The organism is Nocardioides sp. Bht2 (genome assembly GCF_047308515.1).
Taxonomy (GTDB): domain Bacteria; phylum Actinomycetota; class Actinomycetes; order Propionibacteriales; family Nocardioidaceae; genus Nocardioides.
Genome location: NZ_JBLBWI010000006.1, coordinates 1 through 25,648 on the forward strand (window position 1 = coordinate 1; position 25,648 = coordinate 25,648).

Sequence of the window (25,648 nt, forward strand, 5' to 3'; positions counted from 1 at the left end):
TGCTGAGCAACCCGCCAGCAGACAACAACGTTGCTTCCACCACCTGAACCCGCCGCCGAATTTAGGGGCGAAACGTCAGGGACTATCGCGAGGGTGACTAGAAGACGAGGTAGTGCAGCAACAGCCAGATCGGGGCGATCGTGGCGAGCAGGGAGTCCAGGCGGTCCATCAGGCCACCGTGGCCCGGGATGATCTGGCTCATGTCCTTGATCCCGAGGTCACGCTTCATCACGGACTCGCAGAGGTCGCCCAGGGTGGCCATCACGACCGCGATCAGGCCGAGCAGGACGCCGACCCACCAGTCGCCGTCGAGGAGGTAGACGACGAGCGCCCAACCGGCCAGGACACAGGAGAGCGCCGAGCCGGCAAAACCCTCCCAGGACTTCTTCGGCGAGATCACCGGAGCCATCGGGTGCTTACCGAAGAGCACGCCCGCGATGTACCCGCCGATGTCGCTGGCGATGGTGACACCGATGAAGACCACGATGCCCTTGACGCCGGCGTCCCACCGATCGAAGTCGGTAGCCCCGCCCTCGGCCAGCATCAGCGCGACGAATGAGCCGAGGAACGGCACGTAGATCAGCGTGAAGACGGCCGCCGAGGCGTTCTGAACGTACCCGTCGACGCCGCGACGCAGCAGCCACAACATCACTGCCAGCGCGGTGACCGCGGTCGCGGTCACCAACGCGGGTGCACCCCAGAAGTAGGCGACGACCACCATCACCACACCGCCGACCATCAGCGGCTGTTCGGGAAGGTCGATGCCCTTGGCGGACAAGCCACGACCGAGCTCCCACAGCGCCACCACCACGGCGATCGCAACGATCACCATGAAGGCGGTCTTGTAGAACCACAACGAGGCGGCGATCGCCGAGAGCAGCACCACCGCAGAACCGATGGCGGCGGGAAGGTTGCGCCCGGCGCGCCCGTGGTCCTTCTTGGGCGCGGCCGGCGGGATGGCGGACGAGGTCGTCATCTCAGTCGAGTGCGGTGGTCGGTCAGACCTCCAGCAGCTCGGCTTCCTTGTTCTTCAGCATCTCGTCGATAGCGTCGGTGTGCTTCTTGGTGAAGCCGTCGAGGCGCTTCTCGGCACCGGCCAGGTCGTCCTTGCCGATCTCGCCGTCCTTCTCCAGCTTCTCGAGGTTCTGCTTGGCGGTACGGCGCACGTTGCGGACCGAGACGCGACCGTCCTCAGCCTTGCCCTTGGCGACCTTGATGAACTCCTTGCGGCGCTCCTCGGTCAGCTCGGGGAAGTTGCAGCGCAGCACCTTGCCGTCGTTGGCCGGATTGACACCCAGGTCGCTGTCCCGGATGGCGCGCTCGATCGCAGCCATCGCGGAGACGTCGAACGGAGCGATGATGATCACCCGCGGCTCGGGCGAGGTGAACGAGGCCAGCTGGTTGAGCGGCGTCTGCGAACCGTAGTACTCGGCGCTGATCTTGTTGAACATGCTGGGGTGCGCGCGTCCCGCACGGATCGCCACGAACTCCTCGCGGGTCGCCTCGACCGACTTGCCCATCTTGGCGTCGGCTTCAGACAGAACCTGGTTGATCACGGTTTCTCCTCGTTATGCCCGGATCCGGGCCGTCGGTGGTTGTGCTGCGGTGGTGCGGGTGCGCTGCGCTCAGCTCTCAGCGCTGACGAGCGTGCCAATCTTCTCACCCTGCACGACCCGCAGGATGTTGCCCTCAGGCTCCATGCCGAAGACGATCATCGGAAGCTTGTTCTCGCCGCAGAGCGCGAAGGCGGTCTGGTCCATGATCCGCAGACCCTGGCCGATCGCGTCCTCGTACGTCACGTGGTCGAGCTTGACCGCCGTCGGGTCCAGGTGCGGGTCTGCGGTGTAGACCCCGTCGACGCCGCTCTTGGCGACCAGCACCACGTCGCACTTGCTCTCCAGCGCGCGCTGGACGGCGACGGTGTCGGTGGAGAAGAAGGGCATGCCCATGCCGGCACCGAAGATCACGACGCGGCCCTTCTCCATGTGCCGGATCGCCCGGCGCGGGATGTAGGACTCGGCGACCTGCCCCATGGTGATCGCGGTCTGGACCCGGGTCTCGACGCCGAGCTTCTCCAAGAAGTCCTGCAGCGCCAGGCAGTTCATCACGATGCCGAGCATGCCCATGTAGTCGGCACGGACCCGGTCCATGCCGCGCTGCTGGAGCTCAGCACCTCGGAAGAAGTTGCCGCCACCGGTGACGACAGCGATCTGCACGCCGGCCTCGGCTACGGCTGCGATCTCCCGGGCCACCTTCTGCACTACGTCGGGGTCGACCCCGACCTTGCCTCCGCCGAATACTTCGCCGGAGAGCTTGAGCAGAACTCGCTTGTACGACGTCATGCATGTCCCTTCAGTGCCTACGCACGCGTGCTATTTACCAGGAGGCAACTTACACGTAAGGGCCGGCACGACATCAGTCGTACCGGCCCTCACGGAGCTGTTACGGGATTCCCGTCACAGAGTGGGTCAGGCGCCAACCTCGAAGCGAGCGAATCGCTTGATGGTGGTGCCGGCCTCGTCGAGAACCGCCTTGACGGACTTCTTCGAGTCGGTGACCGAGTCCTGCTCGAGGAGAACGATCTCGCGGAAGAAGCCACCGAGGCGACCCTCCACGATCTTCTCGACGGCCGCAGCGGGCTTGCCCTCTTCCAGCGTCTTCTTCTCGAGGACGACGCGCTCGGCGGCGACGATGTCGGCCGGAACGTCCTCACGGCTGAGGTACTGCGCCTTCATGGCAGCAACCTGCATCGCGGCAGCGCGAGCAGCTTCCTCGTCACCCTCGAACTCGACCAGCACGCCGACGGCGGGCGGCAGGTCAGCCGCACGCTTGTGCATGTAGGTGGTGGTGCCGCCGTCGAAGTAGGCGACCTCACCGAGCTCGATCTTCTCACCGATGGTGATGGCCAGGTCCTCGACGACCTCGCCGACGGTCTTGCCGTCGAGCGGGAGCGCCTTGGCAGCCTCGGTGGTGGTGGCCTTGCCCTCGTTGATCGCCTCGGCGATCTTCTGGGCGGCCTCGATGAAGGTCTCGTTCTTGGCGACGAAGTCGGTCTCGGACTTGATCTCGACCAGGGCACCACCAGCGGTGGCGACCAGGCCGGCCGAGGCGTCGCGCTCAGCGGCACGGGCAGCAGCCTTGGCGGCACCCTTGACGCGGAGCAGCTCAACAGCCTTGTCGAAGTCGCCGTCCGTCTCGGTCAGCGCCTTCTTGCAGTCCATCATGCCGGCCTGGGTGAGCTCGCGGAGCCTCTTGACGTCGGCAGCGGAGAAGTTAGACATAAGTTCTTCTTCCTAGACAGGTGTGGTCAGTGAGAGGTTCAGGCCTGCTCGGCCGGAGCCTCAGCAGCGGCCTCAACCGGAGCCTCAGCGGCAGCCTCAGCGGCAGCCTCAACCGGAGCCTCAGCGGCAGCCTCGGCCGGAGCGGCAGCCTCGGCCGGAGCGGCAGCCTCGGCCGGAGCCTCAGCAGCGTTGCCCTCGAGAAGCTCGCGCTCCCACTCAGCCAGCGGCTCGGCCGGGGCGTCCGACTTGGCACCGCTGCGGGCGATCAGGCCCTCGGCGACGGCGTCGGCCACGACGCGGGTCAGCAGACCGACGGCGCGGATCGCGTCGTCGTTACCCGGGATCGGGAAGTCGACGACGTCGGGGTCGCAGTTGGAGTCCAGGATCGCGATGATCGGGATCCGAAGCTTGCGGGCCTCCTCGACGGCGAGGTGCTCCTTGTTGGTGTCGACGATCCACACGGCCGACGGGGTGCGACCCATGCCGCGGATACCACCGAGGGTCTTGTCGAGCTTGTCGCGCTCCCGCTTCATCTGCAGGAGTTCCTTCTTGGTGCGACCCGAACCGGCGACGGTCTCGAAGTCGACCTCGTCGAGCTCCTTGAGGCGGGTGATCCGCTGGCTCACGGTGGAGAAGTTGGTGAGCATGCCGCCGAGCCAACGCTGGTTGACGTAGGGCATACCGACGCGGGTGGCCTGCTCGGCGATCGCTTCCTGGGCCTGCTTCTTGGTGCCCACGAACATGATCGTGCCGCCCTTGGCCACGGTCTCCTTGATGAAGGCGTAGCTGCGGTCGATGTAGGAGAGCGACTGCTGCAGGTCGATGATGTAGATGCCGTTGCGCTCGGTCATGATGAAGCGCTTCATCTTCGGGTTCCAGCGACGGGTCTGGTGTCCGAAGTGGACGCCGCTCTCGAGGAGCTGGCGCATGGTCACGACTGCCATGAGGTTCTTCTTCCTGGTTTCGCCGCCGGTTCACCCCTGGGGTCACCTTGACCCGCGAGCGGGAGGTGGCCGGGCTTGACGGCGGCTGGTGTTTTCAGTTGCTGCGACCGGCAGGTGCCGGTCACCCTGACGCCCGCGCGCGAGCCGATCTGCGCCCATTTCGGACACGGAACTGAGGCTCGACGCCCGCGGTGGTTCGGGCTCCTTGCGGAGCTCGCCGCGGCAAGCAGACGTGCGAAGTCAACCCACAGGGGGGTTGCCAGCGATCAGTCTATGCCGCGGGGCCGGATCGGTGCGAATCGAAGTGACCGGCCCGTTCCTACTCCACAGAGGTGCTGGACGGTCCGGGAGCCACAGCTACCCGCCAGGCACTGGTGGCGCCATCGCGGCGCTCCCAGGATCGCCCTATGACCGCCACTCCCCATCGGGCCCCTCTCACCCTGCTGATCGCGCTGCTGCTCACGTTGATCCTCCCCTTCGACCGAGCACCCGGGCGCGCGGCGGCAGGCGACGAGGAGCCAGGCGGTCAAGGTTCGGCGGTCTGGCCGCTGAGCCCGCAGCCCACGGTGGCGGCCGGCTTCTCCCCGCCGGCCGCCCCGTGGGCCAGCGGCCATCGGGGCGTCGACCTCCGCGGAACCGCCGGGCGCCCGGTACACGCTGCGCTCGCCGGTCGGGTCTCGTTCATCGGGCGGATCGCAGGTCGCGGAGTCGTGGTCGTCGACCACGGCGCCACCCGCACCACCTACGAACCGGTGACAGCGACCTTGGCCCGTGGTGCGCAGGTGGTGGCGGGCACCGTGATCGGACGCCTCGAACTCCTCGGCTCACACTGCCATCCCACAGCCTGCCTGCACTGGGGGCTGATCCGCTCCGACGACGTCTACCTCGACCCGCTCGGTCTCCTGAACCACCCGCCGATCCGACTGCTGCCCTTCTCAGGCGCGTGGATGAGCCTGTTGGTAGGCGGCCCGCAACCGTTCGTTGGAGATGTGGGTGTACAGCTGGGTGGTGGCCAGCGAGGCATGACCGAGGGTCTCTTGGACACTCCGTAGGTCGGCGCCGCCCTCCAGGAGGTGGGTGGCCGCCGAGTGGCGGAGTCCGTGCGGGCCGATGTCCGGTGCTCCCGGTACCTCCGACATCCGCCGGTGGACCAGAGAACGGACGGCGCGTTGATCGATCCGCCGGCCCCGGACCCCCAAGAAGAGGGCCGCGCCCGAGCCCTCGACGAAGAGCCCGCCCCGGCCTCGCCCGAGCCACGACTCCAACGCGTCGGCGGCCGGCACCCCGAACGGAATGGTCCGTTCCTTGCGGCCCTTGCCGAAGACCCGGACCACATGCCGGTCGAAGTCGAGGTCGTCGACGTCGAGCCCGCAGAGTTCACCGACCCGCATCCCGGTGGCATAGAGCAGTTCCAACATCGCGCGGTCGCGTAGCGCCACCGGCCCGGGAGGGCCGTCGTCGCCCTCACTCGCTTCGGTCTCGAGGAGGGCTCGTGCCTCTTCCGCCCGGAGCACCGGCGGCAGGGTCTTGGGCATCTTCGGCGAGAGCAGCGCGGCACCGGGGTCGCCGGCCAGCCGCCCGGTCCGGTTGAGCCAGGCGGTGAAGACCCGGGCCGCGGTCGCCCGGCGCGCCATCGTCGTCCGGGCCTTGCCCAGGCTCTTCTGCTTCGCCAACCAACTCCGCAGCACCGTCAGATCGAGGGCGTCGATCTCCTCGATCCCGAACCGCGCAGCATGGTCGAGCAGGGAGACCAGGTCGCCTACGTAGGCGCGCACGGTGTGCGGCGCGAGGTCGCGTTCGGAGACCAGGTGCCGCTCATAGGCAGCGAGCACCTCGGCGAACGCCTCGGGAAGCTCGTCGTCGGACACGCGTTCGACACTACGGCACCCGGCGCGCCCATCGGCTGAGGCACCACCGGCCGTCGAGACCATCGACGAAGCCCTGTTCCTGGAGCCGCCCGAGCAGGTGCACGACCTCGCTCAGCCCGATCCCAGCGGTGCGGGCGATCGACTCGGCGCGAGCCGTTCGCGCCGCCGGGACGGCGTCCAGCACCTGGCGCTCGCGCAGCGACAACCGGTCGCGAGGCCGCGAGGGCTCCGGCTCGGGCTGCGGCGGGAGCCGCCCGGAGTCGGAGATCAGTTCCAGGACGTCGTCAGCGCCGGTCACCAGGCAGGCACCTCCGTCGCGGATCAACCGATGACACCCCTCGGAGCTCGCACTGGTGACGGAGCCGGGAACCGCCATCGTCGGGCGGTTGAGCTGGGTCGCCCAACGGGCGGTGTTCAACGCCCCGCTCCGGGTCGCCGCCTCAACCACCAGGGTGCCCCGGGCCAGCGCCGCGATGATCCGGTTGCGCGCGAGGAACCGGACCCGCATCGGCGCCCATCCCGGCGCGGCCTCCGAGATCACCGCGCCATGATCCGCGAGGTGGTTCAGCAGCTGGCGGTGCGCGGCCGGGTAGACCCGGTCCACGCCACAGGCCAGCACCGCGACCGTGATCCCGCCGACCGAGAGCGCGCCCCGGTGCCCTGCCTCGTCGATCCCGAAGGCCGCACCCGAGACGACCGCAGCGCCCGCACGGGCCAGGTCGGCCGCGATCCGCGCGGCCGACGTCGTGCCGTAGCTGGTCGCGGACCGGGCGCCGACCACCGCGGCCGAGACACCCAGTTCGTGGAGCGGCACGGGTCCTCGGGCCCAGAGGCCGAGCGGTACTCCCCCGCGATCGCTCAGCACTCCGGCATGGGCCAGGTCCTCGACCCCGCTCGGCCACTCGGTGTCACCGGGCATCACGAAGCGGATGCCCCGGCGCTGGGCCTGCTCGAGGGCGCGGCCGGGATCGCTGGTGCTCAGCCGGGTCGCGACGTCCACCGCGCGCGGCTCGTCGGTCGCGGGATCGGCAAGGCGGCGATAGAGCTGTTCAGGCCCCAACTCGGCGGCAAGCTCACAGAGCTTGGGGTCTCCGGGCTCAGCCATCAGGCTCAGCGCGACCCGGATCAACCGCTCCTCCTCGTTCGTCGCACTCATCGGCCAGCACCGGCCAGCACCGATGCCGGGAGCGGCTCACCGGTGCGCAGCGCGATCGCGACCGCCACCTGGTCGACATCGGGCACCTCGGCCCCGGCCAGGTCTGCGACGCTCCAGGCCAATCGATGCACCCGCACCCTGCCGCGTTGGGTCAGCAGACCGGAGCCCACAGCGCGTTCAACGAGCATGCTTCCGGCCGCTGTGAGCGGCCACTCGGCGGTGAGCAGCGGCCCCGGCGCCTGCGCATTGACCCGCCACCCCCGGCCGCGGAACCGTGCTGTCTGACGCTCCCTGGCCGCCGTCACCCGTGCTCGTACCGTCGCACTCCGCTCCGCCGTCCGGTAGCCGACCGGCGCGGCACCCACGGCAGCCGGCATCACTTCGCGGACGATGTCGAGACGGTCGATCAACGGCCCTGAGAGCTTGCGCCGGTAGCGTCGTCGCGCCGCTTCCTCGCAGTCACACCGCGAGTGCCCCGGATGTGCGGTGTAGTTCCCGCACGGGCAGGGATTGCAGGCCAGCACGAACATGCAGCCTGCCGGGAACGTGGCGCTCTCCTCCCCACGAGCGAGGGTGATCTCCCCCGACTCCAGCGGCTGGCGCAGCGCCTCCAGTATGTCGGCGTTGAAGAACGGGAACTCGTCGAGCATCACCACCCCGCCGTGGCAGCGACTCAGGGTGCCCGGCCGGACCCGGCCCGAACCGCCACCGAGAAGACTGGCCCGACTCGCACTGTGGTGGGGCGCGGAGAAGGGCGGTCGCCGCACCAGACCAGCCGAGACGTCGAGGGCGTCGCCCAACGACAGCACCGCCGTCAACTCAAGGGCCTGGTCGATCTCCAGGTCGGGGAGCAATCCCGGCAGCCGTTCCGCGAGCGATGTCTTGCCCGCCCCCTTGGGTCCGGAGAGGAGCAGGTGGTGCCCACCAGCAGCGGCCACCTCGAGGGCGTACTTCTCATCCTCCAGGCCGTGCAGGTCAGCAAGATCCAGCTCGACCATCCGGTCCTCGCCTCGCCAGTGCAGCAGGTTGGCGCGGGCAGGCAACGGGACCGGCGCGGCCTCCGGCACCTCCCAACCTGCGAGGACGGCGACGGCCTGTGCCAGCGAGCGGACACCGATCACGCTCAGGTTCGGCACCATCGCCGCCTCCGCCAACTGGGCCTCCGGCACGAAGACCCGGCCACGCCCGTGGGCTGCCGCCGCCATCGCCATCGCCAGGACGCCGGGAACCGGGCGCACCTGCCCGTCGAGGGTCAGTTCACCGATGAAGACCGAGTCGTCCAAGGCGATGCGCTCGAGCCGCTTGTCGGCTGCGAAGACCACACCGACGGCGATCGCCAGATCGAAATGCGAACCCCGCTTGGGCAGATCGGCCGGCGAGAGCAGGATCGTCAGCCGTCGGGTACTCGGCCACTCGAAGCCGCTGTTGCCCAGTGCGGTCCGGCAGCGGTCGCGGCCTTCGGCGATCGATGCGTCCGCACGGCCCACCAGCGTGGTGGCCACGACGCCCTGGGAGACATCGACCTGGACGTCGACCAGATGGCCGACAGCGCCCTGGAGGGCAACCGTGTACGCGGTGGCGATCGGCATCAGCCCACCCCTGCCACGTGCTCGATCTGCGCGGCGCCACGATATGGGGCGAGGACCCCGACCAGGTCGAGTCGCACGTCGGCGGCATGGACGTCATGGGCCGCGATCCACCGGGCGGCCAACCGACGCATCCGGGCAGCCTTCTGCGCGTGGACCGCCTCCAACGGCGAACCGTGACTGGTGCTGCGGCGGGTCTTGACCTCGCAGAAGACCAGCACGTCGCCGTCACGGAGGATCAGGTCCAGCTCCCCCAACTCGCAGCTCCAGTTGTGGTCGAGCAGAACCATCCCCGCGGCGACCAGGTGCCGCGCCGCCAACGCCTCTCCGTAGGCGCCGAGTGCCTTCGTCGCCGAACTTCTTCTCGCCATCTCGATGACCTCCTAGGAGGCCAAGGCTCACCGAGACAGAGTCGCGGCAGGCCCGGCGTCAGGTTGCCTGGGGAGACCTGGTGCGGACCGAAGCTGTGGAGCAGAAGCGGGTCAGCCGCGCAGTGCCGGGGTACCGCAGTTGGGCTCGCGCAGGACGAAGACGTCGGCACCGCTGACCTGGAGGCCGAGGGTCTGCAGCAACGGGCTGATCACAAACTTGTCGAGACCCTGCAGCAGCGGGTTGATCAGCAGGTCGAGCACCGGATTGAGCACCCAGCTGAGCAGCGCACCGATCGGCAGGTTGAGCACCTTGAGCTGGCTGGTGTTGACGTGCAGCACCGGCAGTCCGATGTTCCCGTTACCGACCGGCAGCGCGATGTCGTAGTCGCCGTCGTTGATGATCACCTTGGTGACCTCACCGTTGGTCGGCGCGGTCCCGGTCACGGTGATCGGGCCCTCGATCACTCCGAGCAGACCGAACTTCGCCTTGATCTCCACCGAGAGGTTGACCGTCGCCAGTCCGTCGCTGACCTTGACCGTGACCGACTTGTTCGGCCGGCACTTGGCGTTCGTGATCGTGCCCTTCGCAGCGCCCACGTTGACCTCGCCGTGCAGCGCGACCTTGGTCTCGATCTTGGTCAGGCCCAGCGGGTCGAGCACACCGAGCGGGGTGAACGAGAAGTCCAACGCCGTCGCATCGAGAGTGACCCCGACCTGCGAGGTCTTCGCGATGCCGTCGTTGCAGGCGGGGCGCAGCGGCTCGGTAATGTGCGCCTTCGCCTGGACCTTCGCCAGCGGGCCGAGGTTCACGTTGAGCTGCGGGATGCTCACCGCGTTGTCGCCGTTCGCCACGAAGGCGGCGGTGCTGACCAGGTCGAGCAGGTTCAGCGCCGCGGCGAGGCCCGACGAACCGCCGGTGCCGACGTCGAGCAGCTCACCCACCGGAATCTTCAGGTTGGGGACCTTCAGGGCCAGCGCCTGCAGCAGGCCGACGGCGGCGGTGTTGCCCGCCTGCTTCTGCAGCGCGGTCGCGGTGGCCAGATAGAAGTCGGCGAGGCCGAGCAGCTTGTTGCCATCGATCAGCTCACCGATGGTGCCTGCACTGGTGTTGACGTCGACCAGGTTGAGCAGGTCGAGATTGACCGCGGCCAAGGCGTTGTAGTCGCCGACGCCGAGGTTCAGGTCGGTGTCGAGGGCGCCCAGAAGCGGTCCGAGCAGCGGCGACTGGCCGGCCTTGAGCCGAGCCGCGTAGGAGCCGAGCTGGATACAGACCTTCTTCTGCGCCTCGGCATAGGCGGTCTTGGTGACCCAACCGGACTCGTCGTAGATCGGGAAGAAGCGGTCCACCCGGGTCCGGGTGATCACCCGGACGTGGGTGGCGGCGGAGCCGTTGCTGTCGCTGAACGTCCCGGTAACCCGGTCGTAGACGCCGGGGGTCGCGCAGATCTGCGCCTCGTTGAGCGTCGTGGTGCTCGCCGCGCAGGAGACCGGCGTGAGCACCTCCCCCACGCTGTCGCGGTTGCGGTTCAGGGAGTTGGTGAGGCGCGAGTCCCAGTTGGAGCCGACCAACGCCGAGGTGGAACGACCGTCGAGTCCGCGCGCCATGTCGAAAGCGACGACGTCCGCCACCGCCTGCATGTCCCGCGCGGCGACCCGCTGATAGCCGATGTCGACCGCGAAGCTGGCCAGGCCGACCAGGATCACGACCAGGATCGCGACCATCGGCGCTACGGCGCCGCGTTCGTCGCGGGGCTTGCCGGCGATCACGGGTTGATCTCTGCGCTGGAGGTGAACGAGAGGGTGTTCGGCATCGGGATCAACGGGATGTCGAACGGGTCGAAGGCGCCGTAGTCGAGCCGCACGGTCACGGTCGCGCACTGCGCTGCGGCCGAGCCGCACGGGGCGACGGCAGAGGTGCAGGTCAGGCCGTTGGTGTTGCAGGAGAGGTTGCCGGTGCCGCTCACCGCGCGGTTCACGGCGGCGATCGCGGCGGCGTTGGGATCGGTCTTGGCGACCGCGGCAGCACGCGCACCCTCAGCGGCGGCCTGAGTCAGCGCCTGGCGCACGCTGAACATGTAGGCGTAAGTGATGATCCCGAACAGCAGCAGACACAGCGGAATCACCAGCAGTGCGAACTCGACCGCCGAGGCGCCGTCCTCTTCCCGACGGCGAATGCGCGCGCGAACCATCCACCCCACCCCAAGTCAACGTCTGACGCCCCACCGGAGCGCCGACGTCAGGATAGGTTCCGCGCGCCCGAACTGTCCTAGTTTCGAACGACTAGGACCAAAGTCGGTCTAGACCACCGGGACGGGCCCGGTTCAGGACTTCGGCGGCTCGATGTCCGAAGGTGCCAACTCTTCGACGTTGACGTCCTTGAAGGTGAGCACCTTGACGTTCTTGGCGAACCGCGCGGGTCGGTACATGTCCCACACCCAGGCGTCGCTCATCGACACCTCGAAGAAGACGTCGCCCTGCTCGGTACGGGCCTTCACGTCCACCTGGTTGCACAGGTAGAACCGGCGATCGGTCTCCACCACGTACTTGAAGATCGAGACCACATCGCGGTACTCGCGATAGAGGTTGAGCTCCATCTCGGCTTCATACTTCTCGAGATCCTCAGTGCTCACGGAGCCTCCTTCACAGCAGCGGTCAGACGAGAGTCTAGGTCCACCCCAGGCAACCGCCAGGAGACCCGGTGTTCGCGACACGGGCCGCGTTGCGCTAGCGCGCTCAGATGCTCCGGCGCCGAGTAGCCCTTGTTCTCCGCCCAGCCGTATCCCGGGTAGACGGCGTCGAGGCCGACCATCAACGCATCGCGCTCGGTCTTGGCCAAGATACTGGCCGCTGCGACGGCTGCGCAGCGCATGTCGGCCTTGATCCGGGTGAGCACCGGCGGCATCTCGGCGGCAGCGCCGGGCTCCGGCAGCAGGCTGAGCTGCTCGGGCGGCGTCAGGTAGTCGTGGTTTCCGTCGAGCAGGACCAGATCCGGCACCGTGCCCAGCATCCCCAAGGCGCGATGACCGGCGAGGCGTAGCGCCGCCATGATTCCGAACTCGTCGATCTCATCGGAGCTGGCATGACCGACGCCGTAGGCCAACGCCCAGCGTTGGATCCGGGGCACCAGCCGAAGCCGGGCGGCCGGCGTCAGCAACTTGCTGTCGCGAACGCCCTGGGGCGCGGTCCTGGTCTCCAGGCTGATCAGCACAGCGCCGATCGACACCGGGCCACTCAACGCGCCCCGGCCCACCTCGTCCAGGCACGCGAGGTGGGTCCGCCCCTCGCGTAGCAGGCTCCGCTCAAACCTCAGCGTGGGCTTCACTTCGGGTCCGGCACATCCTTGAAGACGTCGGGGCGGCTGAGCTTGTCGAACCGGTTGGCGGGCCAGATCAACGCCCAGACCTTGCCGACGACGTTGTCGATCGGCACCAGCCCCCGGGTCGGCGGGCACTGCTCCGCCTTCGGGTTGCGGCACATGTGCGCGGTGGAGTCCGCGCTGTGCTCACGGTTGTCCCCCATCACCAGCAGGTAGCCGTCGGGGATCTTGGTGGGACGCATCTTGCACTGCAGCATCGGGGCCGCGCAGCCATCGCTCTTCGCGATGTACTCGCTCTCATCGAGCGGGTATCCGTTGATCGAGAGTCGGCCCTCGGAGTCGCAGCACTCGACCGTGTCACCGGGGACGCCGATCACCCGCTTCACCAGGTGACCGCCGGTCGGATAGAGACCGACCTTGGCCAACCCCTTGGAGAAGAGGTTGGTGGGACCGGGCTCCTCGGTGAAGGCGAGCCAGTTGTCCGGGTCCTTGAAGACCACGACGTCACCGCGCTCGGGCGAACCATCGCCCCAGTAGGAGATCTTCTGCACCAGGATCCGGTCGTTCTCAACCAGGCCGGGCTCCATCGACTCCGAGGGGATGTAGAAGGCCTGCACGAAGAAGGCCTTGATCACCACGGCCAGCACTAGGGCCAGGACCAGGAGCAGGATCGACTCCAGCCAGACCGGGAGCGCCTTCTTCTTGGGCTTCTTCACCGCACCGTTCTTCGCCGGAGACGGCAACGACCGCGACGCCTCCTGCTCAGCGGATTCGAGGCCTGGGGCCTCGCCCGATTCGGGGAGATCGTCGCGGTCGTTTGAAGTCACGCGGCAGAGCCTAACCAGAGACTGGTCGGCGTGGCACTCAGGCCTCGCGACGCTCCTTGATCTTGGCTGCCTTGCCGCGCAGGTTGCGCAGGTAGTACAGCTTGGCGCGACGCACGTCACCGCGGGTCACGATCTCGATCTTCTCGAAGATCGGGGAGTGCAGCGGGAAGGTCCGCTCCACGCCGACGCCGAAGGAGACCTTGCGCACGGTGAAGGTACGGCCGATGCCGGAACCGTGCACGCGGATCACCACGCCCTGGAACACCTGGACACGCGAACGCGAGCCTTCGATGACCTTGACGTGAACCTTGACGGTGTCACCGGCGCGGAACTCCGGGACGTCGTCGCGCTTGATCGCGTTGTTGAGCTGGTCGATGACGTTGGTCATGATCTCTCCTCGCGGAAGCCACAGGTCAAACCGCGGAATCGGTGAAGCTGATTCGGATGGCCCAGCAACAGCTGGTCGGCACTGCGTGCACCCCCTGTGGCAGGTGTACGAGCCGCTTCCCGGCACGATGAGTTCCGGGCAAGGTCGACCGACTGGACCAAAGGAGAAGTTTGCCATACCGGCCGGTGGCGGCCGAAATCAGCGACGCCTGGTCAGGACCACCGTGCCGTCGTCACCGGGCAGCGCACCGACCTTGCGATAGCCGGCCTTGCGGTAGAGCTTCAGGTTCCGGGCGCTCTCCGTGCCGGTGAACAGCCGGAACTCACGAGCCTCGGCGGGGGCTGCGGCCTGCGCGAACTCCAACACCTGACGCCCGAGCCCACGACCCTGGAGGTCCGCGGCGACCATGATCCGACCGATGTCCCAGACCTCGCCGTCGAGCCGAGCGCGCACCGCAGCCACCAGTCGCCTGTCGGCCCGAGCCACCCAGGTCCGCCACTCCCCCAGCCAGGCGGTGACGTCGTCCAGCGACTCGTGCAGCGCCGGAATGTCGAGACGGTCGTTGGCGATCGCCTCCTGCACCCAACAGGCCCGCTGCAGGGTCAGGAGTTCCGCGGCGTCCGCCCGTACGGCGGGCACCAGGTGGAGCTCATCGGTAAGCGCGGAGGCCGGCAAGAGGTCGGGACGCCGCTCGGCGGTGCGCCGCTCGGCCTGCTCGTGGCGCCAGGTCGCGATCGCCGCGTGGTTGCCCGAGAGCAGGATCGGCGGGACCTCGTGGCCGCGCCACTGGGCCGGCTTCGTGTAGACCGGGTACTCCAGCAGACCATCCTCGTGCGACTCCTCAACCAGCGAGTCGGGGTTGCCCATGAATCCCGGCAGCAGCCGGATGGTGGCTTCGGCGATCGCCAGCGCCGCGACCTCGCCGCCGTTGAGGACGTAGTCGCCGATCGACACCTCGAGCACCTCGGCACGCTGCCCGGTGTCGTCGATGACGCGCTGATCGATCCCCTCATAGCGCCCACAGGCGAAGACCAGGTGCTCCCGGGTGGCGAGCTCCCGCGCCAGCGCCTGCGAGAGCGACCGTCCGCTCGGGGTGGTGAAGATGACGGTGCTCCGCTCGGTGAGCAGCTCATCGAGCGCCTCACCCCAGGGTTCGGGCTTCATCACCATGCCGGCACCGCCGCCGTACGGGGTGTCGTCGGTGGTGTTGTGCCGGTCGTGGGTCCAGCCCCGGAGGTCGTGGACGCCGATCTCGATCAGGCCCTTCTCCCGGGCCTTGCCGGCGAGCGAGAGCTCCAGGGGCGCGAAGTAGTCGGGGAAGATCGAGACCAGGTCGATCTTCATTCGTCGTCCATCGGCGCGACCAGGCCGGGGCGGTCGGCGACGACGACGCGGTTGCCGCTCACGTCGACCTCGGGGACCAGCGCCTTGACGAACGGCACCAGCGTCGGGCGGCCATCGGTCGCCTTGATCGCCAGCAGATCCTGGGCGCCGCCGTGGACCAGGCTGGTGACCACGCCGATCTGGGTGCCGTCGAGGTCGAAGACGGCGAGGCCGACGAGCTGGTGGTCGTAGAACTCGTCCGGGTCCTCCGGACTGGCGTCGGCCGGGATGGTGGCGTGCAGCAACGAGCCGCGCAGCGTCTCGGCGGTGTTCCGGTCGTTGGCCTCGGCGAAGTTCGCCAGCATGATGCCCTGGTGCCACCGGGTGCTGACCACGGTGACCGAACGCAAGGTGAGCGCGGAGCCCTTCGGGGGCTGCAGGCGCAGGACGTTGCCCGCCGCGAAGCGCCGGTCGGGCTCGTCACTGCGTACGTCGATGGTGACTTCACCACGAATGCCGTGCGGCTTGCCGATCCGGCCGATCACTACCTCGATCTCACTCACGGACGACAAGCCTAGTGGCTCCAGAACGCAACAACGGGCGTGGCCCCGTGAAGGAACCACGCCCGTTGCCGGCGAATGCCGAAGACTCAGCGCCGGCGGTCGACGTCGACGAAGTCGACGCGCGCTCCGCCGCGGCCAGCAAGTGCCGAGACCACGGTGCGGAAGGCAGAAGCGGTACGACCGCTCCGACCGATCACCTTGCCGAGGTCGTCAGGGTGGACCCGAACCTCGAGGATCGAACCCCGTCGCAACTGCTTGTCACGGACGGAGACGTCGTCGGGGTGGTCCACGACGCCACGTACCAGGTGTTCCAGCGCATCAGCCAGCATCAGGCTCAGCCCTCGCTCGGCTCAGCGGCCTCAGCGGGAGCTTCCTCAGCAGCGGCCTCAGCCGGCGCCTCGGCGGCGGGGGCCTCAGCGGCCTCCTCCTTCTCAGCCTTCTTCTTCTTGGTCACCGCGGCGGCCTTGGGCTCGCTGGCGGCGTCCTTGAGGGCCTGGTTGAAGACCTCGAGCTTGTCGGGCTTCGGGGCTGCGACCTGCAGCGTGCCCTCGGCGCCCGGGAGACCCTTGAACTTCTGCCAGTCACCGGTGATCTTGAGGATCGCCTCGACAGCCTCGGACGGCTGAGCGCCGACACCGAGCCAGTACTGAGCGCGGTCAGAGGTCACCGCAATGAAGGACGGGTCCTCCTTGGGGTGGTACTTACCGATCTCCTCGATCACCTTGCCGTCGCGCTTCTTGCGGGAGTCGACGACGACGATGCGGTACTGCGGCACCCGGATCTTGCCCAGGCGCTTGAGACGAATCTTGACGGCCACGTTTGTGGTGTCTCCTTGAACGTTGTGTGTGGGTGAGCCGCTCGTTCCAGGTGGGGACCGGGTAGAGCGCCTCGATGGACCCTGCAGCATCCGGGTGAGAGGGTCCGGCTGCACAGAACTCAACGGGTGATTGTGCCAGACCCGCCCGAGCCGAGGAAATTCAGCGCTCCCCGAGGGCTCGCTCGACATCGACAGCGAGCTTCTCGGGCTTGGTCGCCGGCGCATACCGTTCCAGGACCTGGCCATCGCGCCCGATCAGGAACTTGGTGAAGTTCCACTTGATCCGGTCCCCCAACAGTCCGCCCTGCTGCTCGCGCAACCAGGCGAAAAGCGGATGTGCGTCGCGACCGTTCACCTCGACCTTGTCGAACATCGGGAAGGTGACTCCGTAGTTGCGCTCACAGAAGGCGCCGATCGCCTCTGCGTCACCGGGCTCCTGATTGGCGAACTGGTTGCAGGGGAAGCCGAGGACGACGAGGCCGCGCTCGGCGTAGGTCTCGTAGAGCTTCTCCAGTCCGGCGAACTGAGGAGTGAAGCCGCACTTGGAGGCGGTGTTCACCACCAGCACGACCTGTCCCAGATAGTCGGAGAGCGCCCGCTCCTCGCCCGTGATCGTCGTCGCCTTGAAGTCGCCCAGTGTGGCCATGCCCCGAAGGGTAGCGGCATGACGCCGCTCGCACACCCCTGATAAATTTGGTTAGGCTTACCTAATTCGTATCACAGGAGGAAGCATGGCCCCCGAGCCCCAGATGATCATCGACGTCGCCAGCGTGCGCGCCGTCACCCAGCTCAGCCCGAACTACACCCGCGTCGAGCTCACCGGGCCGTCGTTCGCCGAACTCGGCGTCGCAGGCCCCTGGCTCGACCAGCGGATCAAGATCGTCTTCCCGAGCACCGACGGCCTGCCGCCGACCACCCACGACGGCCCCGATCTGTGGTCCTACTGGCGCTCGCTGCCGGAGTCGGAACGCGGCCACATGCGCACCTACTCGGTCCGCGACGTGGTCGGCGACGGCGACCAGCGCACCCTGGTCGTAGACATGGTCCGCCACGACGCCCCTGGCCTCTCGGGCCCCGGCGGGCGCTGGGCCACAACGGCCGCCGTCGGGGATCAGGTGATCGTGGTCGCGCCGCGCCGCGGCGCCGAGTTCGGAGGCATCGAGTTCGCACCGACTCCGGGCCAGCCCCTCCTCCTGGTCGCCGACGAGACCGCCGTCCCCGCGGCATCCCGGATCCTGGCCGACCTCCCCGACGACGCCGAAGGCCACGCCTTCTTCGAGGTTCCGCACCCCGAGGACTTCCTCGACCTCGAGCGACCGGACGGCGTCACCGTGCACTGGCTGGCCCGCGGGGACGCCGACTGGGGAACCCGCCTGGTCCCCGAGGTGCTCTACCACCTCGGCCACACCGGCGCCGTACTGACCGCGACCGACGACGAGGTCGACCCCAACCTCTGGGAGGTGCCCGCGGCACCTGAGGCCGCGCCGAGCGAGCACTACGCCTGGATCGCCGGCGAGAGCGGCGTCGTCACCACATTGCGCCGCTACCTCGTCCGCGACCTGGAGTTGCCCCGCAGCCAGGTCGCCTTCATGGGCTACTGGCGCAAGGGCGTCACCATGGCCTGAGTAGTTAGGTTAGGCAAACCTAAATCCAAATGCTAGGTTCCTCACCCATGACCGCCTCTCCCCTCCCCGACGACGCTCACCCGGCGCCGCTGGCAGGCCATGATCTGGTCCTCGGCTACGCCGGCAAGACCGTGGTCCACGGCGCCAGCCTCGATCTCGTCGCCGGCCAGGTGACAGCGCTGGTCGGCCCCAACGGCAGCGGCAAGTCGACCCTGCTGCGGGCGCTGGCCCGGCTCCACCCGATCGGTTCCGGCGCGGTCTCGGTAGCGGGGACCGAGCTCCGTTCGCTGCGGGCCCGCGACTTCGCCCGCCGGGTAGCGCTGCTGAGCCAGTCCCGCCCGCATCCCTCCGGTCTCACCGTGCACGACGTGGTCGGCTTCGGCCGCCACCCGCACCGACCCCGCTTCGGGGCACTGAACGACGCCGACCGCGATGCGATCACCAGCGCCTTGGAGATCACCGGCACCAGCCACATGGTCGACCGCCCCGTCGACCAACTCTCCGGCGGCGAACTGCAGCGGGTGTGGCTCGCATCCTCGCTCGCCCAGGAGACCGGGGTGCTGCTCCTCGACGAGCCGACCAACCACCTGGACCTGCGCTACCAGGTGGAGACCCTGCGTCTGGTCCGCCGCCTGGCCGAGCGCGGCACCACCCTCGGTGTCGTCCTACACGACCTCAACCACGCCGCCGCCGTCGCCGACCGGGTGGTCCTGCTGCACCGCGGCGAGATCCACGCCGACGGCGCCCCTGCGGCCGTGCTGACCTCCGCGCACCTCAGTGAGGTCTACGGCATTCCCATCGAGACGACCGTGTCAACGGCGACCGGTCACCTTCACGTCGAGGCGCTCGCCAGCACCCGACTCCGTCCCTGATCCGAGAGGAACACCCCCGATGAAGCGAGTCACCCTCGCCGTTACGCTCTCCGCCGCGCTGGCCCTCACCGCCTGCGGCACCACGAAGGAGAACGACGACGCCCCGGCCGCGACAGCCTCCGAGGCCTGCGCCGACGACACCACGGCCACCGCCACCGGCCCCGTCGAACTGACCGACGGCTTCGGGCGCACCGTGAAGCTGGACCAGCCGGCCAAGCGGATCGCCGTCCTGGAGTGGCAGCAGATCGAGGACGCACTCAGCCTCTGCGTCACCCCGGTCGCCGTTGCGGACGCCAGCGGCTACGGCGCCTGGAACAGTGCCGAGAAGCTGCCCACCTCCGGTGTCGTCGATGTCGGCACCCGTGGCGAGCCCAACCGCGAAGCGCTGCTCGGGACCAACCCGGACCTGATCATCGTCGAGGCCTACAGCGCCGATGACGAGAGCATCAAGACGCTGGAGAAGTACGACATCCCGGTACTCGCCACCAAGGGCGCCGACGCCGCCGACCCGATCGCGCAGATGCGGTCGACCTTCGAACTGATCGCCGAAGCGACCGGACGTGGCGAGCGCGCCCAGGTGGTCCTCGACCAGTTCGACGCCACCCTCGCCGAGGCCAAGGAGAAGGTCGCCGCGGCCGATGTGGCCACCAAGGAGTTCGTCTACTTCGACGGCTGGATCGACGGCGGCAACGTCAGCATCCGGCCCTTCGGGCAGGGCTCCCTGGTCGGCGAGCTCGGCGAGGAGATCGGGCTGACCAACGCCTGGACCGGCGAGGTCGACCCTGCCTACGGCCTCGGCCAGAGCGACATCGAGGGCTTCACCAAGGTCGGCGACGCGCTCCTGCTCTACACCGGCACCCGTGACCCGGATGCCGAGGACGTCAACGAGCGGCTGGTCGGCAACCCGATCTGGAAGAAGCTGCCCTCGGTGCAGGCCGGCAACGCCCACCCCTTCCCGGCCGGGATCTGGACCTTCGGCGGTCCTCGCTCGGCCGAGCAGGTGATCGACGCCTACCTCGGAGTGTTGGTTGACTGACCTCGCCACCCGCATGCCGGCCGCCCCCGAGTCCACACCTGTGGAACCGGGGGCAGGCCCGTCCCGGGTGGGTGCACGCGACACGCTGTGGGGTGTGGGCGTCCTGGTGACGCTCACCGCCGTGGTCGTCGTCCTCTCCCTGTGGCACCTCACCCAGGGCACCTCCGGAGTCGGGCCGATCGACCTGGCCCGCTGGCTGTTGGGCGGCGAGGACGTCTTGGCTCCTTCCGGGGTCACCATCGGCGACCTGATCTGGGGTTCGCGGCTGCCACGGCTCGCCGCCGCCATCGTGGTGGGCTTCGCCCTCGGCGTCGCTGGCTGCCTCTTCCAATCGATCGCCCGCAACCCGCTGGCCTCCCCCGACACCCTCGCCGTCACCGGCGGCGCCTACCTGGCGGTCACCGCTGTCGCGGCCTTCGGGATCACCCTGCCGTTGTGGGCTTCGGGGCTCTCCGGTTTCATCGGCGGCTCCGTGACCGCGCTGCTCGTGCTCTCGCTGGCCGGCGCGGGTAGTTCGACCAGCCGCCTGATCCTGGCCGGCTCCGCCGTGGCGATGGCTACCCAAGCCGCCACCGCGACCCTGTTGATCCTCTTCCAGGAGGAGACCACCAGCCTCTTCGCGTGGGGCAACGGCTCGCTGACCCAGCTCGGCTTCGGGGCCGTGAACTTCGCGCTGCCCCTGGTGGTGGTCGCCTTCGCCGGCGCACTCTGGCTGGCGCGCAGCCTGGACGTGCTCTCCCTCGGTGAGGACACTGCTGCCAGCCTGGGCGTGCCGGTCCGCAGGATCCGCGCCGGCGGCGTCCTGATCGCGGTGGTGTTGACCGCCGCAGCAGTCACCGTGGCCGGTCCGATCGGCTTCGTCGGCCTGGTCGCCCCGGTGCTGGTCCGCGCCGCCGCCCGGGTGGTTCCGGGACTCCGTCTGCACGCCTTCGCGCTGCCCGCCTCCGGCCTACTCGGCGTGATCGTGGTGATCGCCGCCGACGCCGTCGTCCGCGCCGCGCTCGGTGCCGAGGAAGGACTCCGCGTCCCACCCGGCGTCACCACCACCATCCTGGGCGGCATCCTGATGATCGCCCTGGCCCGTTCACACCGAGGCTTCGGCGGCTCCGCCAGCTCTCCGACCGCCCGTCGGCTCCCGGGCCGCCTCGGCTTCACGGTGGTCCTCACCGTGCTGGTCGCCCTGGTCGTCACACTCAGCGTGGTCGGGTTGCTCGCCGGTCATACCTGGCTCCGGTTCGGTGACCTCGGGCTCTGGCTCAACGACTCCGCCGGGCCGTTGGTCGGCTTCGCGCTCGACGAACGCGCACCTCGGGTCGGAGCTGCCCTGGCCGCCGGCGCCGCGCTCGCACTCGCCGGCGTCCTGGTCCAGGGCACCTGCCGCAATCCCCTGGCCGAGCCAGGGCTGCTCGGCATCACCGGCGGTGCCGGATTGGGCGCCGTCCTGATCGTCACCGGCGGTGGCAACCATGCGCCGTCGTCGGACCAGGTCCTGATCGCCGGAGTGCTCGGCGCGCTGGCCTCGTTCGGGTTGGTCTACGCATTGGCCTGGCGCGGCGGTCTCGACGCCGACCGGCTGGTGCTGATCGGAATCGGCGTCTGGTACTCGACCACCGCGATCTCCACCTTCCTCCTGGTCCGCAGCAACCCGTGGGACACGCCCCGGATCTACACCTGGTTGTCGGGCACCACCTATGGCCGGACCTGGGACCAGGTGCTGCCGGTGGCCGCGGTGCTGCTGCTCGCGATCCCGCTCGCCTTCGTGCTACGCCGGGAACTCGACCTGCTGGCTCTCGACGACGACGTCCCCCGTGGCGTCGGTGTCGCGCTGGAGCCGGTCCGGCTAGCGATCCTCCTCCTCGGGGCGCTGCTCGCCGCCACCAGCGTCGCCGCGGTCGGAGTGGTCGGCTTCGTCGGCCTGGTCGCACCGCACGCCGCTCGGGCTCTGGTCGGCTCGCGTCACGTCCGGGTGATTCCCACCGCGATCGGGATCGGCGCTGCCTTGATGGTGCTGGCCGATCTATTGGGCCGGACCGTGATCGCACCAGCCCAGATCCCGGTCGGGTTGCTGGTCTCCCTGATCGGGACGCCCTACTTCATCTGGCTGTTGTCCCGCTCGCGAGCCGGGTGAGGTCCCACAACTAGCGGCGCACCACCTGCAACTTCAGCACCTTGCTCCTCGACGGTTCGTGCCGCGCGCCGCCCAGATAGCGGATCTGAACCTTGTGCCTCCCGACTTTGAGCCTGGGGAGGGTGACCTTCGCCCTTCCCCTCGACGAAGACGACAGGGTGACCGATCTGCGAACCTTGCCGTCGACGCGGACCTGGAACTTCCCGCTCGGCGTCATCGAACCGCCGATGGACCGCACCAGGACGGTGACCACGGCACGTTTGCTCGCCTTGACCTTGGCACGCTTCAGCTTCGCGGTGGTAGCCGTGCCGCTCTTGGGCGGAGCGGGCGCGGCGGTCAGGGCGGTGAAGGCGATGTCGTCCCACGGCCCACTGGCCGGGGCAGCGCAGGAAGCAGCGATCCCGATCTCGTCACTCTCGGCGTAGCTGCTCGGCACCGTCACCGCAAGGGCGAAACCACCCTCGCCGTTCGCGGTACCGGTAGTGGTCGCCGTCACCGGCGAACCGGCAGGACGCCAGAGGAAGACAGTCACCCCGCTGCCCGCCCCGCAGCCACTCCCCTGGACGACGACGGTACCGCCGGGGTACGGAGGCGACGGCGAGAAGGAGTCGATGGTGGCGGTACCCGCCGCCTGCGCCGGCGCCGCGAGGCTGAGCAAGGACGCGCCCAACATCAAGGCTGCCCCGCGGGCGAGTGAACGAAGCGGCAATACTCGCGCTCTGACCGGCATCAGCTACCCCCGCGGAGTGAGACGAGCTTTCACCCTAGGCCGGAGATCTCTCTTTGTCGGCTGATTGATGCGATCAGGCGACGACGGCGCCACGGAGCACCACGGCGACCGGACGCCGCAGGACTGAGAGATCCACCCGAGGATCGGCGTCGTAGACCACGAAGTCGGCGCTGGCCCCCTCCTCGATCCCGGCGAAACCCAACCAGGAGCGAGCCTTCCACGACGCGGCAGCGATCACGTCGGCTTGGGGCAGCCCCATCGCCACCATCGCTTCGATCTCCCCGGCGAGCTCACCGTGCCGGGCCACCCCGCCGCCGTCGGAGCCGACGAAGAGGTCCACGCCGGCCTCGTGAGCGGTCAGCAACGTCTCGCGGCGCCGCGCGAAGAGGTCGTCCATGGTGGCGGAGTACGCCGGGAACTTCTCCCGGCCGTCGGCCGCGAACTGAGGGAACTTGGCGGTCTGCATCACGGTCGGCACCAGGGCGACACCGCCCGCGACCATCTGCTCGAGGTGCTCCATGCCGAGACCGGTGCCGTGCTCGATGCAGTCGATCCCGGCGTCGAGGAGCCCCTGCAGGACGTCGGTGCCGAAGCAGTGCGCCGTCACCTTGGCCCCCTCGGCGTGCGCAGCATCGATCGCCGCGGTGAAGGTGACGACGTCGAACGACGGGGTGAGGTCGCCGGCGTCGCGGGAGATCCAGTCGCCGACCAGCTTGATCCAGCCGTCACTGGTGCGGGCCTGCTCGGCCGCGTAGGCGACCAGCTGGTCCGGCTCGACCTCGTGACCGAAGTTCCGGATGTAGCGACGGGTCCGGGCCAGATGACGCCCACACCGGATCAGCCGGGGCAGGTCGTCGCGTTCGTGCACCCATCGGGTGTCGGTCGGGGAACCGCAGTCACGGAGCAGCAGTGCGCCGGTGTCCCGGTCCGCGAGCGCCTGGGCCTCCACCTCGTCGTCGGTGATCGCACCGTGGTCCTCGAGGCCGAGGTGATTGTGCGCGTCGACCAGCCCGGGCACGATCCAGCCCGACGCGACGACGTCGGCACCGGCTTGAGGCTCGAACGTGATCCGGCCGTCGACCACGTAGAGGTCGCGGCTCTCGCCGTCGGGCAACACGGGTCCGGTGAACTTCGTGGCGCTCATGGCCCGACGCTATCGCGACCGCATTTGTGCAATCTGGGTGGTGCCGTGGGCCGAGGAACGTGAGCAAGGTGGACAGCGGTCCCTTGGAGGTTCCCATGAAACCCATCCGTCTATCCGCAACCCTTTCCGTTCTCGCATTGAGCGCCTCACTCGGCGCCGTACCCTCGGCTCTCGCGGACTCCGCGCAGTCGACGTCGCCCGATTGGCACGTGGTCGCCACCGGTCTCGACAACCCCCGGCATCTCTCCGTCAGCGGAAACGCGCTCTATGTCGCCGAAGCCGGCACCGGGGGATCCGGTCCCTGTCAGGCCGGCCCCGAAGGCGATGAGGTCTGCTTCGGCACCAGTGGAGCGATCACGAAGATCACCCGACACGGACAGCACCGAGTGGTGCGCGGGCTCCCTTCGCTCGCCGCACCCGACGGCAGCGCCGCGATCGGCCCGACCGACGTCATGGCCCACGGCCGGCACTGGGTGGCCACCATCGGCCTGGGCGCCGACCCGGCGGTCCGCGCCGATATGCCCACGACCGGACGCAAACTGCTCGGCACGATGGTCACCGGCAAGTGGTGGAAGGCCAAGCACCACCGGATGATCTCCACCAGGCCCCGGGTGCTGGCCGACCTGGCCGCCTTCGAGGCCGCCAACGATCCGGACGGCGTCGGCCCGGACAGCAACCCCGGCGGGTTCGCCCGGACCCGGCATGGCTTCGTCGTCGCTGACGCGGGTGCCAACGCGGTGCTCAAGGTGAGTGCGCGGGGCCGGATCAGGGTGATCGGCGTCCTCGACTCCCCTGGAACCGAGCCCGCGCCGTTCCCGCCGTTCCCTGAGATCGAGATGCAGGCAGTGCCCACCTCGGTGATCGCCGCGCCGGATGGCTCGGTCTACGTCAGTGAACTGGTCGGCTTCCCGTTCAAGGCCGGTGCTTCTCGCATCCACCGGTTCTCGCGGACCGGCCATCACAGCATCGTGGCGACGGGTCTGACCAACGTCACGGATCTGGCCTGGTACCGCGGTTCGCTGTACGCGGTGCAGATCGCCGATGAGGGCCTGCTCGCGGCTGGCGAGGACCTGCCGATGGGCTCCCTGGTCAAGGTCATGCCCGGTGGCATGGCGAAGACCGTGCTGGACGACCTTCCGGCACCGTACGGCGTCGCCTTCTCGCGCGGTCGTGGCTACGTGACCACGTGTGCGGTCTGCCCCGACGGCGGTCAGGTGGTGGCGTTCAACCTGTCAGGAAAGTGAGCAACCATGAGGGGCTCATCGCCATCGCGCCCAAGCCTTCGACCCGGGCGCGGAGGAACTGATCGGCGGTGATCACCGTGACCCGGCTACCTGCCGCTACGGCAGCCGCGGTCTGCCGCTCGATCTCGGAGTCCCCATCCTTGGCGGCGTGAACGGTCCGGACGTGTTGATCGCGTCCGGACCTCACGCCTGCTTTGGCTCCTCCTTCGAGGACGAGCACGATCTCGTCATGCGGCGTGTCGCCCACCAGCAACTGTTCGTGGAGCCGCCGGGCCGCACCGGCCCGGTCCTTCCACCAACCGTCCGGCCTAGTTCCCACCACGTTGGCGGCGTCCACCACCAACACCGTGCCCGGCGTCCGTCGTTTCGCGCTCATCGCCCACTACCCCCGACGTGGGAGGTGCGAGCCGTCAACGAACCGTACGAGAC

At 68.7% G+C, this 25,648-nt stretch carries 29 protein-coding genes; 6 read left to right on the forward strand and 23 right to left on the reverse strand.

All coding sequences use genetic code 11. The features are described 5' to 3' along the window. Window positions 1-97: 97 nt before the first annotated feature. From ACLM5J_RS09940 to rpsB, 5 genes are all read right to left on the reverse strand, one after another. A complete protein-coding gene (locus ACLM5J_RS09940) occupies window positions 98-976 on the reverse strand; it encodes a phosphatidate cytidylyltransferase (protein ID WP_413656251.1) in 879 nt (292 codons plus the stop codon). A gap of 22 nt (window positions 977-998) precedes the next feature. Next, window positions 999-1,553 carry a ribosome recycling factor gene (frr, locus tag ACLM5J_RS09945; RefSeq protein WP_413656438.1) on the reverse strand — a complete coding sequence of 185 codons (555 nt, stop codon included), beginning with the start codon at window positions 1,551-1,553 and terminating at the stop codon, window positions 999-1,001. Between the two features lie 72 nt (window positions 1,554-1,625). Beyond that, window positions 1,626-2,342, reverse strand: a complete 717-nt coding sequence (gene pyrH, locus ACLM5J_RS09950; RefSeq protein ID WP_413656252.1) for a UMP kinase — start codon at window positions 2,340-2,342, stop codon at window positions 1,626-1,628. Between the two features lie 126 nt (window positions 2,343-2,468). Then, window positions 2,469-3,281 carry a translation elongation factor Ts gene (gene tsf / locus ACLM5J_RS09955; protein ID WP_413656253.1) on the reverse strand — a complete coding sequence of 271 codons (813 nt, stop codon included), beginning with the start codon at window positions 3,279-3,281 and terminating at the stop codon, window positions 2,469-2,471. Window positions 3,282-3,319: 38 nt separating this feature from the next. Continuing rightward, on the reverse strand, window positions 3,320-4,225 hold the full coding sequence (gene rpsB, locus ACLM5J_RS09960; RefSeq protein ID WP_413656254.1) for a 30S ribosomal protein S2: 906 nt from the start codon (window positions 4,223-4,225) through the stop codon (window positions 3,320-3,322). 407 nt (window positions 4,226-4,632) lie between these two features. On the opposite strand from rpsB, the gene ACLM5J_RS09965 reads away from it, so the two are divergent. Continuing rightward, complete coding sequence (locus ACLM5J_RS09965; protein ID WP_413656255.1) at window positions 4,633-5,277, forward strand: M23 family metallopeptidase; 645 nt, start codon at window positions 4,633-4,635, stop codon at window positions 5,275-5,277. Here ACLM5J_RS09965 and ACLM5J_RS09970 read toward each other — a convergent pair. The 15 genes from ACLM5J_RS09970 to ACLM5J_RS10040 form a co-directional block, all read right to left on the reverse strand. Then, on the reverse strand, window positions 5,161-6,093 hold the full coding sequence (locus ACLM5J_RS09970) for a tyrosine recombinase XerC (RefSeq protein ID WP_413656256.1): 933 nt from the start codon (window positions 6,091-6,093) through the stop codon (window positions 5,161-5,163). The genes ACLM5J_RS09965 and ACLM5J_RS09970 overlap by 117 nt on opposite strands. A 10-nt stretch (window positions 6,094-6,103) precedes the next feature. Then, window positions 6,104-7,249: a DNA-processing protein DprA gene (gene dprA / locus ACLM5J_RS09975; protein WP_413656257.1), complete on the reverse strand. Its 1,146-nt coding sequence runs from the start codon at window positions 7,247-7,249 to the stop codon at window positions 6,104-6,106. Further along, window positions 7,246-8,838: a YifB family Mg chelatase-like AAA ATPase gene (locus tag ACLM5J_RS09980; RefSeq protein ID WP_413656258.1), complete on the reverse strand. Its 1,593-nt coding sequence runs from the start codon at window positions 8,836-8,838 to the stop codon at window positions 7,246-7,248. Before ACLM5J_RS09980 ends, dprA begins: the two co-directional genes overlap by 4 nt. Next, on the reverse strand, window positions 8,838-9,206 hold the full coding sequence (locus tag ACLM5J_RS09985; RefSeq protein ID WP_413656259.1) for a YraN family protein: 369 nt from the start codon (window positions 9,204-9,206) through the stop codon (window positions 8,838-8,840). Before ACLM5J_RS09985 ends, ACLM5J_RS09980 begins: the two co-directional genes overlap by 1 nt. Before the next feature lie 111 nt (window positions 9,207-9,317). Continuing rightward, window positions 9,318-10,973: a pilus assembly protein TadG-related protein gene (locus tag ACLM5J_RS09990; protein ID WP_413656260.1), complete on the reverse strand. Its 1,656-nt coding sequence runs from the start codon at window positions 10,971-10,973 to the stop codon at window positions 9,318-9,320. Then, the gene (locus ACLM5J_RS09995; protein ID WP_413656261.1) at window positions 10,970-11,395 is read right to left on the reverse strand and encodes a TadE/TadG family type IV pilus assembly protein; all 426 of its coding nucleotides are present in this window, start codon (window positions 11,393-11,395) and stop codon (window positions 10,970-10,972) included. The genes ACLM5J_RS09990 and ACLM5J_RS09995 overlap by 4 nt, the downstream gene beginning before the upstream one ends. A 132-nt stretch (window positions 11,396-11,527) precedes the next feature. Beyond that, window positions 11,528-11,836 carry a DUF2469 domain-containing protein gene (locus tag ACLM5J_RS10000; protein ID WP_413656262.1) on the reverse strand — a complete coding sequence of 103 codons (309 nt, stop codon included), beginning with the start codon at window positions 11,834-11,836 and terminating at the stop codon, window positions 11,528-11,530. Beyond that, window positions 11,833-12,528: a ribonuclease HII gene (locus ACLM5J_RS10005; protein ID WP_413656263.1), complete on the reverse strand. Its 696-nt coding sequence runs from the start codon at window positions 12,526-12,528 to the stop codon at window positions 11,833-11,835. The genes ACLM5J_RS10000 and ACLM5J_RS10005 overlap by 4 nt, the downstream gene beginning before the upstream one ends. Continuing rightward, window positions 12,525-13,349 carry a signal peptidase I gene (gene lepB, locus ACLM5J_RS10010; protein ID WP_413656264.1) on the reverse strand — a complete coding sequence of 275 codons (825 nt, stop codon included), beginning with the start codon at window positions 13,347-13,349 and terminating at the stop codon, window positions 12,525-12,527. The genes ACLM5J_RS10005 and lepB overlap by 4 nt, the downstream gene beginning before the upstream one ends. A 37-nt stretch (window positions 13,350-13,386) precedes the next feature. Continuing rightward, window positions 13,387-13,737, reverse strand: a complete 351-nt coding sequence (gene rplS / locus ACLM5J_RS10015; protein WP_413656265.1) for a 50S ribosomal protein L19 — start codon at window positions 13,735-13,737, stop codon at window positions 13,387-13,389. A gap of 198 nt (window positions 13,738-13,935) precedes the next feature. After that, window positions 13,936-15,081: a tRNA (guanosine(37)-N1)-methyltransferase TrmD gene (gene trmD / locus ACLM5J_RS10020; protein ID WP_413656266.1), complete on the reverse strand. Its 1,146-nt coding sequence runs from the start codon at window positions 15,079-15,081 to the stop codon at window positions 13,936-13,938. Beyond that, on the reverse strand, window positions 15,078-15,623 hold the full coding sequence (gene rimM, locus ACLM5J_RS10025; RefSeq protein WP_413656267.1) for a ribosome maturation factor RimM: 546 nt from the start codon (window positions 15,621-15,623) through the stop codon (window positions 15,078-15,080). Before rimM ends, trmD begins: the two co-directional genes overlap by 4 nt. An 86-nt stretch (window positions 15,624-15,709) precedes the next feature. After that, window positions 15,710-15,952: an RNA-binding protein gene (locus ACLM5J_RS10030; protein ID WP_413656268.1), complete on the reverse strand. Its 243-nt coding sequence runs from the start codon at window positions 15,950-15,952 to the stop codon at window positions 15,710-15,712. Between the two features lie 5 nt (window positions 15,953-15,957). Continuing rightward, window positions 15,958-16,440, reverse strand: coding sequence for a 30S ribosomal protein S16 (gene rpsP / locus ACLM5J_RS10035; RefSeq protein WP_413656269.1), 483 nt, complete (start codon window positions 16,438-16,440; stop codon window positions 15,958-15,960). Between the two features lie 160 nt (window positions 16,441-16,600). Further along, window positions 16,601-17,086 carry a glutathione peroxidase gene (locus ACLM5J_RS10040; protein ID WP_413656270.1) on the reverse strand — a complete coding sequence of 162 codons (486 nt, stop codon included), beginning with the start codon at window positions 17,084-17,086 and terminating at the stop codon, window positions 16,601-16,603. Window positions 17,087-17,171: 85 nt separating this feature from the next. Here ACLM5J_RS10040 and ACLM5J_RS10045 point away from each other — a divergent pair, with 85 nt between their 5' ends. From ACLM5J_RS10045 to ACLM5J_RS10060, 4 genes are read left to right on the forward strand one after another with little or no spacing between them, the layout of a single operon-like run. Further along, complete coding sequence (locus tag ACLM5J_RS10045; protein WP_413656271.1) at window positions 17,172-18,065, forward strand: siderophore-interacting protein; 894 nt, start codon at window positions 17,172-17,174, stop codon at window positions 18,063-18,065. A gap of 47 nt (window positions 18,066-18,112) precedes the next feature. Then, entirely contained in the window at window positions 18,113-18,937 is an 825-nt protein-coding gene (locus ACLM5J_RS10050; protein WP_413656272.1) for an ABC transporter ATP-binding protein, read from the forward strand. A 19-nt stretch (window positions 18,938-18,956) separates the two neighbouring features. Beyond that, window positions 18,957-19,973 carry an ABC transporter substrate-binding protein gene (locus ACLM5J_RS10055; RefSeq protein WP_413656273.1) on the forward strand — a complete coding sequence of 339 codons (1,017 nt, stop codon included), beginning with the start codon at window positions 18,957-18,959 and terminating at the stop codon, window positions 19,971-19,973. Beyond that, entirely contained in the window at window positions 19,966-22,101 is a 2,136-nt protein-coding gene (locus ACLM5J_RS10060; protein ID WP_413656274.1) for an iron ABC transporter permease, read from the forward strand. Before ACLM5J_RS10055 ends, ACLM5J_RS10060 begins: the two co-directional genes overlap by 8 nt. A 10-nt stretch (window positions 22,102-22,111) precedes the next feature. Here the strand turns inward: ACLM5J_RS10060 and ACLM5J_RS10065 are convergent, their stop codons facing one another. Next, a complete protein-coding gene (locus tag ACLM5J_RS10065) occupies window positions 22,112-22,774 on the reverse strand; it encodes an Ig-like domain repeat protein (RefSeq protein ID WP_413656275.1) in 663 nt (220 codons plus the stop codon). Window positions 22,775-22,904: 130 nt separating this feature from the next. Further along, the gene (locus ACLM5J_RS10070) at window positions 22,905-23,975 is read right to left on the reverse strand and encodes an amidohydrolase family protein (protein WP_413656276.1); all 1,071 of its coding nucleotides are present in this window, start codon (window positions 23,973-23,975) and stop codon (window positions 22,905-22,907) included. Between the two features lie 137 nt (window positions 23,976-24,112). Here ACLM5J_RS10070 and ACLM5J_RS10075 point away from each other — a divergent pair, with 137 nt between their 5' ends. Next, complete coding sequence (locus ACLM5J_RS10075) at window positions 24,113-25,219, forward strand: ScyD/ScyE family protein (RefSeq protein WP_413656277.1); 1,107 nt, start codon at window positions 24,113-24,115, stop codon at window positions 25,217-25,219. Here the strand turns inward: ACLM5J_RS10075 and ACLM5J_RS10080 are convergent. Continuing rightward, window positions 25,200-25,595, reverse strand: coding sequence for a hypothetical protein (locus tag ACLM5J_RS10080; protein ID WP_413656278.1), 396 nt, complete (start codon window positions 25,593-25,595; stop codon window positions 25,200-25,202). The two genes, ACLM5J_RS10075 and ACLM5J_RS10080, sit on opposite strands and share 20 nt — an antisense overlap. Between the last annotated feature and the right edge of the window lie 53 nt (window positions 25,596-25,648).